We start from the raw sequence: 14,916 nt of genomic DNA, 5'->3' as shown, positions 1-14,916 counted from the left end.
AGCAGCCGAGCATGGGCTCGGCTCTACAGAAGCCGTTTACCAGTCCAGCTGCCTCGGCAGCAGGCCCTGCAGCTCCTGCTCGGTCAGGTTGCGCCACTGGCCCGGCTTCAGCGCACCGATCTTGATGTTGTCGATGCGCACGCGACGCAACTGGGTCACCCGATAGCCGAACTCGGCCGCCATCAGGCGGATCTGTCGGTTCAGGCCCTGCTGCAGGGTGATGCGGAAACCGAACTTGGCGATGCGCGAGGTCTTGCACGGCAGCGTCATCTGGTCGTGGATGCGAACGCCACGGGCCATGCCACGCAGGAACTCGTCGGTGACCGGCTTGTTCACCGCCACCAGGTACTCCTTCTGGTGGCCATTCTCGGCGCGCAGGATCTGATTGACGATGTCGCCGTTGCTGGTCATCAGGATCAGGCCTTCGGACTCCTTGTCCAGGCGGCCGATCGGGAAGATGCGCTGTTCATGGCCGACGAAGTCGACGATGTTGCCCTTGACCGAGGTCTCGGTCGTGCAGGTGACGCCGACCGGCTTGTTCAGCGCGATGTAGACATGGCGGCGGGCACCGGGCTTGCGGGCCACGCGCGCGCGCAGCGGCTGGCCGTCGACCAGCACCTGGTCTTCCTCGCCCACCACCGCGCCGGTGCCGGCCGGATGGCCGTTGACGGTGACCCGGCGGGCGGCGATCAGGCGATCGGCCTCGCGGCGGGAGCAGAAGCCGGTGTCGGCGATATGTTTGTTGAGTCGGGTGGTCATCGCCCTATTATCCGGCATCCCCGCCCGCTGCGCTTCATGCCGGGGGCGGCGGATCGAGTTCTTCGCCGTCGAATACCCGGTTGCGGCCGGCACGCTTGGCCACGTACATGGCGTGGTCGGCCCGGCGCAGCAGCGCGGCGAGATCGTCCTCGCCCGGCCGCCACTGCGCCAGGCCGATGCTGGCGGTGACCTCCAGACCGGGCACCTGCAGCGCCCGGGCCGCCTCGGTGAGGTGCTGGCGCAGGCGATCCAGGCGCGCCGATGCCGCCTCGCGCGGCATGCCCGGCATCAGCAGCAGGAACTCTTCGCCACCCATCCGCACCACCTGGTCCTGGCTGCGGACCGCGGCACGCAATGCACGTGCCACCGCCACCAGTACCTGGTCACCCACGGCGTGGCCATGGCGGTCATTGATGTCCTTGAACAGGTCGATATCGAGGAAACCGATCACCAGCGGGCCGCGCTCGCGATCGACCCGTTCCAGGTGCCGTGCCAGCTGCTGCAGCCCGGCACGGCGGTTGGGCAGCCCGGTCAGGCCATCGGTCTCGGCCAGCTGGCGAAGTTCATCGCGCTGCTGGCGCAGGCTGCCCAGCCGCTGGTTCAGCGCATAGGCAGCCATCATCAGCAGCCAGGTCACCGACAGTTGCAGTGCCTCCACGCGGTACTCCAGCAACCACGCAGCGCGGCAGGCGTCGGCCAGGATCAACACCAGCATCGGTGCCAGCGCCGCCAACCCCGCCTGCGCCCAGCGGTCGCCGCGCAGCCATGCCCACACCCCGGCCATCAATGCCAGGCCGCAGCCCAGCAGGTAGGACACCTGCAGGCCCTGCGCCACCCAGGCCAGGCTGTCCCGCTGCAGCCAGGGCACCCACGCGGCCAGCGCCAGCAATCCCCACAGCGCCAGCAGCTGCATCGGGCGCGATCGCGGCAGCAGGCGGTCGCCGCCGTTCAGTCGCCACAACGCGGGCAGCACCAGCGCCTGGGATGCAGCGGTCAACGACAGCAGCCACCACGCGCTGCGCTCACCCACCGGCAGCCATGGCTCGGGGTAGCCGCTCAGCCCTCCGAGAATGGCCTGCCACAGCACCAGCACGGTGGTACCGGCGATGTAGACCAGGAAACTGCGGTCGCGGGTGGTAAGGAAGGCCATCAGGGCCGACAACGCCAGTGCGATTGCCACGGCAATGCAGGCCGCGCGCACCAGCAGGCGGGCGGTATCGTTCTGCTGCACGGGACTGGGCGCGCCCAGCCGCAGGGTCGGTACCCAGCGCGCCTTCAGCGGCGTCTGCCATGACACCAGGAACGGTTCATGGCTGCCCGCCGGCGGCACCGCGACCAGGCCGATGCCTGCGCGGAACCGGGAATCACGGGTACGGGCATCGTGCATGTTGCCGCAGATTTCGCGATCCCCATGCTGCACGCGGACTTCGCCCGCGAACACATTGAACACGTCCAGTGCCTGCGGCTGGCCCGACCAGCCGCCCGCTGGCGCGGACACCTGCACCTGTTGCCGTGGCCCCGCCAGCATCTCCGGCGTGCATGCGCGATGCGGGGTGGGTTCATCGGTCGCCGCACCGACCAGCAGGTAGTCACGCCCGGCTTCGGCTACGGCCGCCGACAGCGGCCACGGCATTGCCAACCACACCAGCAGCACGACCAGCACCGCTCCCGTTCCGTACTGCCCCTGCCTGCCGCCCACGCCACGTCCTGTTCCTGCTTACGCCCGCGCCCACTGCGCGTCGCCCCTGCCGGGCATTATCGCAGCCGCGGCTGCAGCCCACGTGTAGACCAAAGTCGCCGACGGGCGTTCAGCCAGCGGCGGGCGGACTTTTCACCGCCACCAGGCGCACCGGCCGCAGGTCGGCCAGGGTCATCCGCTCCAGCGGTTGCGGCCGCTCGACCGCATAACCCTGCAGGCCCTGCACCCCAAGCCGGGTCAGCGCGGCGGCGACGTCGGCAGTCTCCACCCATTCGGCCACCACCTCCATCTGCAGCTCGCGCCCCAGTTCACTGATCGCGCGCACGGTGGCATGACTGACCGGATCGGTATCCATGTCGCGCACGAAGGCCCCGTCGATTTTCAGGATGTCGGCCGGCAGCTGGCGCAGGTAGCCGAACGAGGACAGCCCGGAACCGAAATCGTCCAGCGCCATCCGGCAGCCACGCGCCTTCACTGCATCGATGAAGGCACGCGCCTGGCTGAGGTTGCTGATCGCAGCGGTCTCGGTGATCTCGAAGCACAGCTTGGAGGCCAGCGCGCGGTTGCGCTCCAGCAGGTCGCAGACGAAGGCGAGGAAGCCGGGCTCGGCGATCGACTGCGCCGAGACGTTGACATTGCACAGGCCCAGCTGCCGCACGTGTGCCGGGCACACCTGCAGGTGCCTGAACAGCAGGCCAAGCACGTGCCGGTCCAGCGCCACGGCCATGCCATAGCGCTCCACCGCCGGCATGAACTGGCCCGGCAGGTGCAGGCTGCCATCGCTGCCACGCATGCGCACCAGTACCTCGTAGTGCAGGTAGGAGGGATCGCCGACGCGGGCGATGCGCTGCGCATACAACACCATGCGGTTTTCGGCCATGGCCAGGCTGACGCCCTGCAGCCGCTCGGCTTCCTGACGCCGTTCCTCCAGCGCCATGCGGTTCTCGTTGAAGCAGTGCACGCGGTTGCGGCCGGCCTGCTTGGCCGCATAGCACGCGCTGTCGGCGGCGCTCATCAGCCAGTTCACATCCGGCGCATCGGCGCTGACCTCGACCACGCCGATGCTGCAGCTCAGCTGCGGGCTGCCTTCGCTGACCGGGAACGTCGCCTGCCCCAGGTTGCGGATTACCCGCTGCAGCACGCGCTTGGCCTCGTCCTGCCCGGCATGGGCCAGGAACACGGCGAACTCGTCCGCGCCCAGCCGGCCCACCCAGTCACCATCGCGCACCGCCGCCACCAGGTAGTCGGCGAAGCTGCGCAGCATCTGGTCGCCAGCGGCGTGACCGAAGCTGTCGTTGACCAGCTTGAAATGGTCCAGGTTGATGTAGCACAGCGCGTGCGTGCCACCTTCGCTGCGCACCTGCAGCAGCGCGCGTTCCAGCAGCCGTTCGATCTCGCGGCGATTGATCAGGCCGGTCAGCGGGTCGTGGCTGGCGTGGTGCTCGATCTCGCGCGCCAGTGCATGGTTCTGGCTGACGTCTTCGATGATGGCGAACACCGACAGGCCACCGCCGGTGCTGCGCACGCCGGTGCCGCTCCAGCGGCCCCAGACAAGGCTGCCATCGCGACGGCGGAAGCGCAGTTCGCTCGGGCGCAGCTGGCGGTCCCAATCGATGCGGCCCACCCCATCGATGACCAGCTCGCCGTCCATCAGCAGGTCGCCCAGCGACAGCTGCAGCAGCATGTCACGACGATGGTCGAGGATATCGGCCATCGCCTGGTTGGCCTCGATCACCTTGCCTTCGGCATCGAGCTTGAGCATGCCGACGTTGGCCTGGTAGAACGCCGCGCGGAAACGGCTCTCGTGTTCGGTCAGGTCCTTGCCGACGCGGCGCGCCAGGGCGACCGCCATCAGGCTGATCGCCAGCACCGAGAGGCCCGCCACCATCAACGTGGCCAGCCTCACCAGCGTCGCCATCCGCAGCAGCGCCTGCGAGAACGCCTGGCTCTGCACCTTCATCCGCTGGTCCAGGTCACGCAGCTGCTGCAGGTAGCGGTCGCGTGCGGCAACGGGCACCAGGTTGCCGTCGTGCCGCAGCTGCAGTTCATCGATCAGTTGCTGCAGCGCCATCAGGTCGCCATCGGTCTGCCGCCACAACGCGCTCGCTTCGCGGAATGCACCGATGTCGCGCGCGTAGCGGAACGAGAACACCAGGCGTGGGATGTCGGCACGCGCATTGCCGCCCTGCAGGAAGCCCTGCCTGGCCTTCTCCTCGTCCGGTTCGGCCTGTTCCAGCGCCAGTCGCGCCTGCAGATCGCCCAACGGCACCTGCAGGGCCTGGCGTGCGTCGTCCAGGTCCTCGGCATCGCCACGCGCCAGGTAGCGACTGAGTGCGGCGGTGGCATCCTGCTGGCCACGCGACCAGTAGCCCTGGCCGGCGATCCAGGCAGTAGAGGCCGCCTGCAGTTCCTGGATCAGGGCGGACAGTGCGACCAGTCCGATCGCCATGCCGGTCAACAGCGCAAATCGCAGTCCCAGCCCCCGGGTCATCGGCACCCGCCGGCTGTGTTGGTCCGTGCCACTCCTACCCATCCCGGATCCCCCTGAATGTGCTGCGGTGACAACCTCCTTAGGAACCGGCCCAGCCTAGGACCGGCAATGTGTGGGCCATGCGAAAAAGGGGACGGAGGGGATTAAGTCGTTCTTGGCACAGGCGCATGACCAGCCAGATACGACTTAATCCCCTCCGTCCCCTTTTTCTGTCCGCCAGCCCGGGGGCTGGCGGTGGTGTGGACGGCTGCGGGTGCGGCTTAGAAGCTGCGCGGGCCGCGCGGCTTGAAGCCGTCACGACGCGGCGGGCGACTGTCGCGGTCACCGCCGCGGTCGCCACCATGGCCGCCCGGGCCGCCACGACGCGGGCCACCCGGACCGCCCGGGCCACGCTTGTCGAAGCGCGGCTTGAACGGGCGCGGGGCCGGGTTGGTGTCTTCACCCGGAGCCAGCGCACGCATCTGCAGCTGCTGGCCGGACACCCAGACCTTCTGCAGGTGCGACAGCACGTCCGGCGGCATCTGTGCCGGCAGGTCCAGCAGCGAGAAGTCGTCGTGGATGTCGATGCGGCCGATGAAGCGGCTTTCCAGGCCGGCTTCGTTGGCAATGGCGCCGACGATGTTGGCCGGCTTCACGCCATGCTGGTGACCGACCGAAATACGGTAGGTCTCCATGCCCTGCTCCGGTGCACCACGCGGCGGAACCTCACGGCGCGGACGCTGTTCAAAACCACCTTCGGCGTCGTCACGGCGCGGGCCACGCTCGAAGCGCGGACCCCGTTCGTTGCGGTCGAAGCGATCACCACGTTCCGGGCGGTCACCACGGTCGAAGCGCTCGCGCGGTGCGCGCTCTTCGCGCGGGGCACGCACCGGCGGCTGCAGCAGGAACGGGGTATCGCCCTGCAGCAGCTTGGCCAGCGCGGCAGCGATCTCGATGGCCGGCACGTTCTGCTCGTTCTCGAAGCGCTCCAGCAGCTGGCGGTAGAAGTCCAGGCCACCGGCGCCGAGGGTTTCGCTGATGCGCGAGGTGAACTTGTTGATGCGGGTGTCGTTGACCGCTTCCACGCTCGGCAGCTGCATCTCTTCGATCGGCTGGCGGGTGGCGCGCTCGATCTGGCGCAGCATGCCCTTCTCGCGCGGGGTGGCGAACAGGATCGCCTCGCCGCTGCGGCCGGCACGACCGGTACGGCCGATGCGGTGCACGTAGCTTTCGGTGTCGTACGGGATGTCGTAGTTCAGCACGTGGCTGATCCGCTCCACGTCCAGGCCGCGCGCGGCCACGTCGGTGGCGACCAGGATGTCCAGCTTGCCTTCCTTCAGCATGGCGATGGTCCGCTCACGCTGGGCCTGCTGCATGTCACCGTTGATGGCGGCAGCGGCCAGGCCACGCGCCTGCAGCTTGCTGGCCAGTTCTTCGGTGCCGGCCTTGGTCCGCGCGAAGATGATCATCGCGTCGAACGGCTCGACTTCCAGGATGCGGGTCAGCGCGTCCAGCTTGTGCATGCCGCTCACCCACCAGTAACGCTGGCGGATGTTGGCCGAAGTAGTGGTCTTGGCCGCGATGGTCACTTCCACCGGGTCCTGCAGGTAGGTCTGCGCGATGCGGCGGATCTGCGGCGGCATGGTGGCCGAGAACAGGGCCACCTGGCGCTGCTCCGGCAGCTTCTTCAGCACCGCTTCGACGTCGTCGATGAAGCCCATGCGCAGCATTTCATCGGCTTCGTCCAGCACCAGCGTCTTCAGCTCGGACAGGTCCAGGGTGCTGCGGTCCAGGTGATCGATCACGCGGCCGGGGGTACCGACCACGATATGCACGCCGCGGCGCAGGGCCGACAGCTGCTGGCCGTAGGGCTGGCCGCCGTACACCGGCAGCACGCGGAAGCCGGGGATCTTCGACGAATAGGACTGGAACGCCTCGGCAACCTGGATGGCCAGTTCGCGGGTCGGCGCCAGGATCAGGGCCTGGGGCTTGATCTGCTGCAGGTCGATGTTGGACAGTACTGGCAGTGCAAAGGCAGCGGTCTTGCCGGTACCGGTCTGGGCCTGGCCCAGCACGTCGCGGCCTTCCAGCATCGCCGGGATGGTGGCGGCCTGGATCGGCGACGGGGTTTCGTAGCCGATGGCGGTGACGGCCTGCATCACGGGCTCGGACAGGCCGAGCTGCGCAAACTGCAGCGGCGCTTGGGAATCTTGGGACATGGGGAACTCCGAAGGCACTGCCGTCTTCCTGGCAGTGCGATAAAAAAGGTGATGGTCCGCGCTTTGGGCGCCCTTCTTATCGCGTGCCCTGGCGCTGCTCGGTCGGAGGAGATTTCACTCGCTCAGAGCGGAATGATACCGCATTGATGCTGAACGAGGCATACAGCTTTCCTCACAGATGCCGTCGGGCCCGTGCTGGCGCACAATACGCGCCCTCTTCCCGGCCCGGCCGCTGGCCTGCGCCCTCTTCCCAGGAACCCCGCTCCATGCAGATTCTAGAATTCGACCTCGACGGTGACTACGTCGAACTCAAGCAGCTGCTCAAGCTGGCCGATCTGGTCACCAGTGGCGGCGAGGCCAAGATGGTCATCAGCGAGGGCCAGGTACGGGTCGACGGCGAAGTGGAACTGCGCAAGGCCTGCAAGATCCGCGCAGGCCAGGTGGTCGAATTCGCCGACAGCCAGATCCGGGTGCTGGCTGCAGGCTGATCTGAAGCTGTTCAGGCCACGCGCTGGGTCAGGTGCGAGGCAATCAGCTGCCTGAACGGTGCCACGCCCTGCGCCAGGCGCAGGCCGGCCGCACGCAGCAGGCGCGCCGGGCGACGGTCGTCGGTGTACAGGCTGGCGATCGCATTGGTGGCCTCGTACAGCGGCCGCGACGCCAGCCGATGACCACGCTGGTAACTGGCCAGCATGCCGGCGGCGGCAATGTCGGCACCACGGCGCTGCTGCGCGACGATGCCCTGCGCCAACCGCTGTGCGCTGGCCAGGCCCAGGTTGAAGCCATGCGCGGTGACCGGATGCATGCCCACCGCGGCATCACCGATCAGCGCAGAACGCTCGCCGACGAAGCGATCCGCGTACACACCCACCAGCGGATACGCCTGCGGCGTGGCCACCGGCTGCATCCGGCCCAGGCGGTGTTCGAAGCAGGCACTGATGGCCTCACCGAAGGCTACCTCGTCCATCGCCAGCAGCGCCTCGATCTGCCGCGGCGGCAGCGTGATCACCGCCGATGCCTGGCCCTCGTTGAGCGGCAGCAGCGCCATCGTGCGGCCGTAGCCGAACCACTCCCAGGCGGTGTGGTGATGGTCGCGCTCGACCTGCATGCGGCACACCAGCATCGACTTGCCGAAGTCGCGCATCTGCGCACCGATGCCGAGCATGCGGCGGGTGGCGGAGAAGCGGCTGTCAGCGGCCACCAGCAGCCGCGCATGCAGTTGGCTGCCGTCATCGAGTTTGACCACGTGGCCTTGCGCATCGGCCTGCACGCCCAGCACCTTGCGCCCGTCGAACAGCTCCAGGCCGTCCTGGCCCTGCACGGCATCCCACGCGGCGCGACGGATCAGATGGTTGGGTACCAGCCAGCCCAGCGGCTGGCCGTCGACCTGGCTGCTGGCGAAGGTCAGCGCGAACGGCGAGCCGCCGTTCATCACCCTGGCATCGCGCAGATCAGCAATTTCAGCGTGCGGCAGGCGCTGCCACAGCCCCAGCTGCTCCATGCTCTGCCGCGAGGCATGGGTCAACGCGATCTCACGGCCATCAAAGGCGGCCTCGGCCAGCGCCTGGCGCGGCTGCACTTCGACCAGCCCGACCTGTAGCCCGCTGCCGGCCAGCGCGCGCGCGAAGCACAGACCTGCCGGTCCGGCGCCGACCACCACCACGTCCATCCTGCGCATGCGCGCCTCCTGCCGTTGATCCAGTCCGCGCCAGCATAGCGCCGCGCGCCTGAGCGGCCTTGATCTGGATCAGGCCGACTTACAGAAGTGCGAACACCAGCGCCAGGATCGACAACAGCGACACCAGCCACACCAGGCTGCGCACGTAGGGCACGCCCGCGGCATACAGCGGCAGATAGACCACGCGCGCCCAGAAGTAGGCCTGCGCGGCCAGCGCCGTGGTGTCGTTGCCGCGCCCGGCCACGACCACTGCGATGGCGGCGGCGGCGAAGAACGGGAAGGTCTCCAGGAAGTTGGCCTGCGCACGCTGCAGGCGACCGGCCAGCGGGCTGAGCGGCTTTGCATCGCCATCGCGTGCCGAAGCATTCCACTTAATCCCGCGCTCGCGGGTGACCACCGTGGAGGTGGCGAAGATGTACACGAAGCCCAGCAGTACCGACCAGGCCAGCATCGTCAGTTCAGTTGCCATCATTCACCTCCTCAGGGTGCCGACGCGCGCAGGCTGTAACCGGCCAGGCGCCACACCTGGTCCTCGTCGAAACGGAACGAGACCAGCTCGCGCACCGGCTGTGCGCTGTTGGCGAAACGGGTCGGGAAGCTGACGTTGATGTACAGCCCTTCCGGCACTGCTGCACCGGCGCTGTACTTGACCCGGGTGATGGTCGGCTGGCCACGCCCGGCCAGCGCACCCAGGCGCGTGCGCTCGGCGGCCAACTGGCTGACGAAGGCGGCCTTCGGCACCGCACGACGCGCGACGGCCGAAGCGCCATCCCACAATTCGCCGGCGCGGTTGGCGTCGACCAGCTGCGCTGCCTTCACTGCGGCGGCGCCCATTTCCGCGTCCTGTTTCTGCACCTGCGCCTGTTGAGCAGCGGTCAACGCAGGGGAACCGGCGGTAGCGGGCTTCGCAGCTGCCGGCGAGGCTGGTGCCGGGCGTGCCGGGGCCGGTGCGGGCGTGGCCGGCGCAGGGGCCTGCGCCAACACGGTCAGGGGCAGCAGGGACAGCAGCAGGAGCACGCGCTTCATGGACACCGCCGGTTTTCTGGAGAGAACCGCAGTCTACGCCAGCGCGGTGACTACGCCGTCAGCGTGCCGGAGCGTTGCCCTCCACCGCTGCCGCATCAGCTTGCGCGGCGGGCGCGGCGGTGTTCGCTGGCGGCTGCTCGGCCACCGGCGGCGGCTCCGACGGTGCCGGTGGCAGCGTCGCCACATCGATCTCCGACAGCGGGCTTTCGTCCGGGCATACCGCATCCGGGAAACCGAAGCGCTGCTTCAGGGCCTGGCCGCAGCTGTTGATCGATTCCATGTCGGCGCCGTCGCGCTTGCACTGCTGGTCGAAGGCGATCAGGAACGCGTCCTTGCGCTGCACGAAGTCATCGCCGCAGGCGCGCATCTGCTTGATCCGTTCCAGATCGTCCTGCACCGCGTTGGTGCCATCCAGGCCGTACTGGCGCAGCTCATCCGGCGTCAGCAGGCGAAGGCTGCGGTTGGGCACGGTCATCATCAGATCGGCCACGCCCACCGCCACGCCATTGCGCTGCAGGTAATCCTTCACGTTGTCGTAGACCTCGTGCAGCTCGCGGTTGAGTTCCGCGCGCGAGGTGGCCTTGGAGCTGATCCGCATCATGCGGTGGATGCCGACCTTGCCCGACAGCAGGCGGTTGTCACCGGCAGCCAGCACGAACACGCAGGCGCTGTGGCAGATGGAGCCTTCGCGCACCCAGATGGTCCAGCCCGATTCACCGATGCTGTCACCGGCCACGATCGCCGACTCCACCTGGCCACCACTGGAGTCCAGGTCGAGGATGCGCTTGTGGATCTTCAGTTCGTCAGCGACGACCGCCAACCGCCACATCATTTCGGCGAAGCCCGGATTGATCTTGCCGGCGTAACGCACGCGCATCAGCCCACGCTCGGCACACGGCGCCAGGGCCTGGGTGATCTGCTCGCGCTGCAGCCCTTCCAGTTCGGCACCGTCGCCGGCATCGCCCGCATATTCCGTGCTGCAACTGACCCACGCACGCCCATTTTCCAGCTGCGCCTGCGGCCACGGCCGACCCGCCTGGCTGCGCGGTGGTGCCGGTGCCGGTGGCGCGTCGGCGGCATTGATCGAAACCATGTTCTCGCCATCACTGGCCGGCGCCCGCGCTGCCTTGTCGGCAGCGGTCACGTTGCCCGGATTCTCCAGCTGACTGCAGCCCGCCAGGGCCAGGCACAACAGGGGCAACCAGCGGAATTTGGCGGACATCGGGCAACCGGGATTCATGGGACCAAGAGCCACAGTCTACCCGTCCAGGCCGCGCATTCAGCGCGTGGCACTGAACCCCTTCTGACCCTTGGGAAAGCGTGTCGACCAAGGTAGACACCTACCAACGCCTCAGGAACCTGTCGAAGGCGTGGCGGGTCCGGTGGCAGGGGTGCGAGCGGCATGGATGCCGCGACCAAGTCCCCAGGGGTGAGGGCGCTTTGCTTGCGAAGCACTGCTTCGCAAGCGCCCGAACGCACAGCCGCCAGCGGCTGGGCCGGTCTGGGGGTTCACGGCGTCCCCTGCCACCGGACCCACCACGCCATCCCACAGGAATCCCGCTTCTGCTGTTGCTGTTGCTGGCCAGCGGCCGGCACTACCGCGGGTCCGGGCGCAGCCCGGCGTGACCCCCTTCAGCATCCATGTCCGAATGTGGCGAGTATCCCCGCCCGCACCCGCCTAGACTGCCGCCATGGACACCGCCCTCGCCCTCGACACCGCCGCCTGCGATCGCGCCCGCCTGGCCCGCGACGCACGTTTCGACGGCGTGTTCTTCACCGCCGTGCGCAGCACCGGCATCTATTGCCGCCCGGTCTGCCCCGCACCGCCCCCGAAGCCGCGCAACATCACCTACTACCCGACCGCCGCTGCTGCCGCCGCCGCCGGCTATCGCCCGTGCCTGCGCTGCCGCCCGGAGCTGGCACCACAGGCCCAGCAGGCACTGGCCGGGCAGACCGTACAGCGCGCCCTGGCCCTGATCCACGGCGGCTTCCTGCAGGAGCAGCCGGTGGCCGATCTTGCTACGAAGCTCGGCCTCAGCGCGCGCCAGCTGCAGCGCCTGTTCGTCGAACGCCTGGGCGCGACGCCCGGGCAGATCCACGCCACCCATCGCCTGCTGCTGGCCAAGCAACTGCTGACCGAGACCACGCTGGCGGTGACCGACGTCGCACTGGCCGCCGGATACAACAGCCTGCGCCGCTTCAATACCGCATTCCTGCAGGGCTGCGGCATGGCCCCCACCGCACTGCGCCGCCAGCATCAACCGCTGGCCGCCGACGATGGCGGCTTGGTGCTGCGCCTGGGCTACCGTCCACCGCTGGACTTCCCGCGCATGCTGGCGTTCCTGCGCAAGCGCAGCCTGCCCGGCATCGAACTGATTGGCGAGGACAGCTACCAGCGCGTGCTGGGCACGCCGGAGCGCCCCACCCTGCTGCGCGTCACTGCCGACCCGAAGCGCCCGGAGCTGCGCCTGCAGCTGGGTGCGGTGGATCCGCGCCTGATCCCGGACATCGTGCGCCGCGTGCGTCGCGTGTTTGATCTGGATGCCGACCTGCAGCAGGTGCACGCCGCATTGGGCGAGGAACCCTTGCTGGCGCGCGGCATCGCCGAGCGCCCGGGGCTGCGCGTGCCCGGCGGCTGGGATGGCTTCGAAGTGGGCGTGCGCGCCGTGCTCGGCCAGCAGGTTACTGTTGCCGCCGCCACCACCTTCGCGCGGCGGCTGGTCGATGCCTATGGCGCGCACCTGCCGGGCATGTCGTCCGACTTTGATCGCCAGTTCCCGGCACCCGAGGTATTGGCCGAGGCGCCTCTGGAATCAATCGGCCTGCCGCGCAGCCGCGCCGCGACCGTGCGTGCACTGGCCACCGCCTGCGCCAGCGGCCAGCTCGACTTCGGGCCCGGCCAGGCGCTGGAAGAGTTTGTTGCCCGCTGCGTGGCACTGCCCGGCATCGGCCCATGGACCGCGCAGTACATCGCTTTGCGTGGCCTCGGCCAGCCCGATGCCTTCCCGGCCGGCGATCTTGTACTGCAGCAGGTCCTCGGCCACGCGCAGGGCCAGCGCCTGAGCGAACGCGCAACCGAAGCGCGCTCGCAACCGTGGCGTCCCTGGCGCGCCTACGCCGTGCTGCACCTGTGGCACCTGTCCGGCACATTCGTTGGAGAACCGACATGACACTGTTGTTCGATCGTTTCGACAGCCCGATCGGCGTGTTGACCATCGCCGGCGACGAGCGTGGCCTGTCACACGTGCTGTTCCCGGAGAACCGCCACCCCGCGCGCGGGCGTGATGACTGGCATTACGCACCGGATGCCTTGCCGGAAGCACGCGAGCAGCTGCTGCAGTTCCTGCACGGCGAGCGCAACAGCTTCGACCTTGTGCTGGCGCCGCGTGGTACGCCGTTCCAGCTGCGCGTGTGGCAGGCGCTGGCGCTGATTCCGTTCGGCCAGACCTGGAGCTACCTGCAACTGGCGCAACACCTGGGACAGCCCAGCGCGACCCGCGCGGTGGGCGCGGCCAACGGGCGCAACCCGTTGCCGATCATCCTGCCCTGCCACCGCGTGATCGGCAGCAACGGTGCACTGACCGGTTTCGGCGGTGGCCTGGAAACCAAGGCCGCGCTGCTGCGGCTGGAACAACGCCAGGCCCCGCTGTTCGCCTGAACATCGGGGTCAGATCCCTTTTCCCGTGGAAAAGGGATCTGACCCCGGGCGATCCTGGCGCGCCGTGTCTTGGGCCGGTAATTGCACCGGCTTATCATGCACGGATGACTTCCGTACGCCTGACCTGTTCGCTGGCGCTGCTGCTGCCATTGGCTGCCTGCACCACTGCGCCTGCCCCTACCGCCTCCGTTCCCACGTCCGTCGCATCGGCCGCACCGCCGAAGCTGCTGCTGATCTCCATCGACGGCCTGCGCGCCGATGCGCTGGACCGCGGGCTGACCCCGAACCTGCAGCGGATGATCGACGGCGGCGTGCGCGCCCGCTGGATGACACCGTCCTATCCTTCCCTGACGTTTCCCAACCACTACACCATCGTCACCGGCCTGCGCCCGGACCACCATGGCATCGTCAACAACAGCATGGACGATGAAGCGCTGGGCCGTTTCGAGCTGAGCAACCGCGAGGCCGTCACCACCAGTGCCTGGTGGGGCGGTGAACCGATCTGGGTCGGCGCCGAGAACGCCGGCGTGCGCACCGCCACGACGTCGTGGCCGGGCAGTGAATCGGAAATCCGTGGTGTGCGCCCCAGCCAGTGGCGCATCTACGACGGCAAGGAACCGCTGGAGCAGCGTGCCGGTATCGTGCTCGACTGGCTGGCACAGACCGACGCCGATGCCCCGCGACTGACCACGCTGTACATGGAGCACGTGGACAAGGCCGGGCACAACTACGGCCCCGGGTCGAAGCAGTACGCCGACGCCATCGCACGCGCCGACCTGATCGTCGGCCAGGTGCTCGACGGCCTGCAGCAGCGCGGCCTGGCCGCCACCACCAATGTGATCGTGGTGTCCGACCACGGCATGGCCAGCGTCGCCGACGGCCACGTGATCGCCACCGAATCGATGGCCGACCCGTCCATCGCGCGCAACGTCAGCCAGGGCCAGTCGGTGGGCTTCGCGCCAGTGGCCGGTCGTGAGGCTGAGGCCGAACGCGCCCTGCTCGGCCGCCATGCGCACTACGAGTGCTGGAAGAAGGAGAACCTGCCGGCGCGCTGGCACTACGGCACGCATCCGCGGGTTCCGGCCATCGTCTGTGCGATGGATGAAGGCTGGGATGCGCTGCACCGCGAGAAGATCGCCAAGCGCGCGAAGCAGGACCGTGGCTCGCACGGCTACGACAACGCCCTGCCCTCCATGCGCGCAGTGTTCGTGGCCAGCGGCCCCTCGTTCCGCCAGGGCCTGGTGATCGACGGCTTCGACAATGTCGACGTCTACCCGCTGCTGGCCCACCTGCTGCAGGTGCCGGCCGCGCCGAACGATGGCAATCCGGAAACGCTGAAGCAGACCCTGCGCTGAATTCCCTGTAGAGCGAGCCCATGCTCGGCTGCATTACGCCAGCCGAACATGG

12 protein-coding genes are annotated in these 14,916 nt (G+C 68.5%); 4 read left to right on the top strand and 8 right to left on the bottom strand.

The annotated features are described in order from the left end of the window. Positions 1-36: 36 nt before the first annotated feature. From AC5P5W_RS01820 to AC5P5W_RS01805, 4 genes are all read right to left on the bottom strand, one after another. Positions 37-759, bottom strand: a complete 723-nt coding sequence (locus tag AC5P5W_RS01820; protein WP_014646467.1) for a pseudouridine synthase — start codon at positions 757-759, stop codon at positions 37-39. 34 nt (positions 760-793) lie between these two features. Further along, positions 794-2,458 carry a sensor domain-containing diguanylate cyclase gene (locus tag AC5P5W_RS01815; RefSeq protein ID WP_495220793.1) on the bottom strand — a complete coding sequence of 555 codons (1,665 nt, stop codon included), beginning with the start codon at positions 2,456-2,458 and terminating at the stop codon, positions 794-796. 109 nt (positions 2,459-2,567) lie between these two features. After that, positions 2,568-4,991 carry an EAL domain-containing protein gene (locus AC5P5W_RS01810; RefSeq protein WP_164076970.1) on the bottom strand — a complete coding sequence of 808 codons (2,424 nt, stop codon included), beginning with the start codon at positions 4,989-4,991 and terminating at the stop codon, positions 2,568-2,570. Positions 4,992-5,209: 218 nt separating this feature from the next. Continuing rightward, positions 5,210-7,147, bottom strand: coding sequence for a DEAD/DEAH box helicase (locus AC5P5W_RS01805; protein WP_046429684.1), 1,938 nt, complete (start codon positions 7,145-7,147; stop codon positions 5,210-5,212). Between the two features lie 266 nt (positions 7,148-7,413). Here AC5P5W_RS01805 and AC5P5W_RS01800 point away from each other — a divergent pair, with 266 nt between their 5' ends. Further along, positions 7,414-7,635, top strand: coding sequence for an RNA-binding S4 domain-containing protein (locus AC5P5W_RS01800; RefSeq protein ID WP_014036469.1), 222 nt, complete (start codon positions 7,414-7,416; stop codon positions 7,633-7,635). An 11-nt stretch (positions 7,636-7,646) separates the two neighbouring features. Here the strand turns inward: AC5P5W_RS01800 and ubiM are convergent, their stop codons facing one another. The 4 genes from ubiM to AC5P5W_RS01780 form a co-directional block, all read right to left on the bottom strand. Then, complete coding sequence (gene ubiM, locus AC5P5W_RS01795) at positions 7,647-8,825, bottom strand: 5-demethoxyubiquinol-8 5-hydroxylase UbiM (protein ID WP_049407006.1); 1,179 nt, start codon at positions 8,823-8,825, stop codon at positions 7,647-7,649. A 79-nt stretch (positions 8,826-8,904) separates the two neighbouring features. Beyond that, complete coding sequence (locus AC5P5W_RS01790) at positions 8,905-9,294, bottom strand: MAPEG family protein (protein WP_197574151.1); 390 nt, start codon at positions 9,292-9,294, stop codon at positions 8,905-8,907. 11 nt (positions 9,295-9,305) lie between these two features. Further along, entirely contained in the window at positions 9,306-9,851 is a 546-nt protein-coding gene (locus tag AC5P5W_RS01785) for a DUF4019 domain-containing protein (protein WP_046429681.1), read from the bottom strand. A 58-nt stretch (positions 9,852-9,909) separates the two neighbouring features. Continuing rightward, positions 9,910-11,073, bottom strand: coding sequence for a COG3904 family protein (locus AC5P5W_RS01780; RefSeq protein ID WP_041863185.1), 1,164 nt, complete (start codon positions 11,071-11,073; stop codon positions 9,910-9,912). Positions 11,074-11,542: 469 nt separating this feature from the next. Here AC5P5W_RS01780 and AC5P5W_RS01775 point away from each other — a divergent pair, with 469 nt between their 5' ends. From AC5P5W_RS01775 to AC5P5W_RS01765, 3 genes are all read left to right on the top strand, one after another. Continuing rightward, on the top strand, positions 11,543-13,021 hold the full coding sequence (locus AC5P5W_RS01775) for a DNA-3-methyladenine glycosylase 2 family protein (RefSeq protein ID WP_014646458.1): 1,479 nt from the start codon (positions 11,543-11,545) through the stop codon (positions 13,019-13,021). Beyond that, complete coding sequence (locus AC5P5W_RS01770; protein ID WP_005408696.1) at positions 13,018-13,509, top strand: methylated-DNA--[protein]-cysteine S-methyltransferase; 492 nt, start codon at positions 13,018-13,020, stop codon at positions 13,507-13,509. The genes AC5P5W_RS01775 and AC5P5W_RS01770 overlap by 4 nt, the downstream gene beginning before the upstream one ends. Before the next feature lie 104 nt (positions 13,510-13,613). After that, on the top strand, positions 13,614-14,864 hold the full coding sequence (locus AC5P5W_RS01765) for an alkaline phosphatase family protein (RefSeq protein WP_046429675.1): 1,251 nt from the start codon (positions 13,614-13,616) through the stop codon (positions 14,862-14,864). Positions 14,865-14,916 lie beyond the last annotated feature (52 nt).

The sequence above is a fragment of the Stenotrophomonas sp. YJH_SMC_123 genome (assembly GCF_059368215.1).
Note: the sequence above shows the minus strand (reverse complement) of the source record. Positions and strands in the feature narration are given on the sequence as shown.

Coding starts and splice junctions, on each gene's coding strand:
- AC5P5W_RS01810 (WP_164076970.1), bottom strand. CDS start 4,991: ATGGGTAGGAGTGGCACGGACCAACACAGCCGGCGGGTGCCGATGACC.
- AC5P5W_RS01775 (WP_014646458.1), top strand. CDS start 11,543: ATGGACACCGCCCTCGCCCTCGACACCGCCGCCTGCGATCGCGCCCGC.
- AC5P5W_RS01770 (WP_005408696.1), top strand. CDS start 13,018: ATGACACTGTTGTTCGATCGTTTCGACAGCCCGATCGGCGTGTTGACC.
- AC5P5W_RS01805 (WP_046429684.1), bottom strand. CDS start 7,147: ATGTCCCAAGATTCCCAAGCGCCGCTGCAGTTTGCGCAGCTCGGCCTG.
- AC5P5W_RS01820 (WP_014646467.1), bottom strand. CDS start 759: ATGACCACCCGACTCAACAAACATATCGCCGACACCGGCTTCTGCTCC.
- ubiM (WP_049407006.1), bottom strand. CDS start 8,825: ATGCGCAGGATGGACGTGGTGGTGGTCGGCGCCGGACCGGCAGGTCTG.
- AC5P5W_RS01765 (WP_046429675.1), top strand. CDS start 13,614: ATGACTTCCGTACGCCTGACCTGTTCGCTGGCGCTGCTGCTGCCATTG.
- AC5P5W_RS01785 (WP_046429681.1), bottom strand. CDS start 9,851: ATGAAGCGCGTGCTCCTGCTGCTGTCCCTGCTGCCCCTGACCGTGTTG.
- AC5P5W_RS01790 (WP_197574151.1), bottom strand. CDS start 9,294: ATGGCAACTGAACTGACGATGCTGGCCTGGTCGGTACTGCTGGGCTTC.
- AC5P5W_RS01780 (WP_041863185.1), bottom strand. CDS start 11,073: ATGTCCGCCAAATTCCGCTGGTTGCCCCTGTTGTGCCTGGCCCTGGCG.
- AC5P5W_RS01800 (WP_014036469.1), top strand. CDS start 7,414: ATGCAGATTCTAGAATTCGACCTCGACGGTGACTACGTCGAACTCAAG.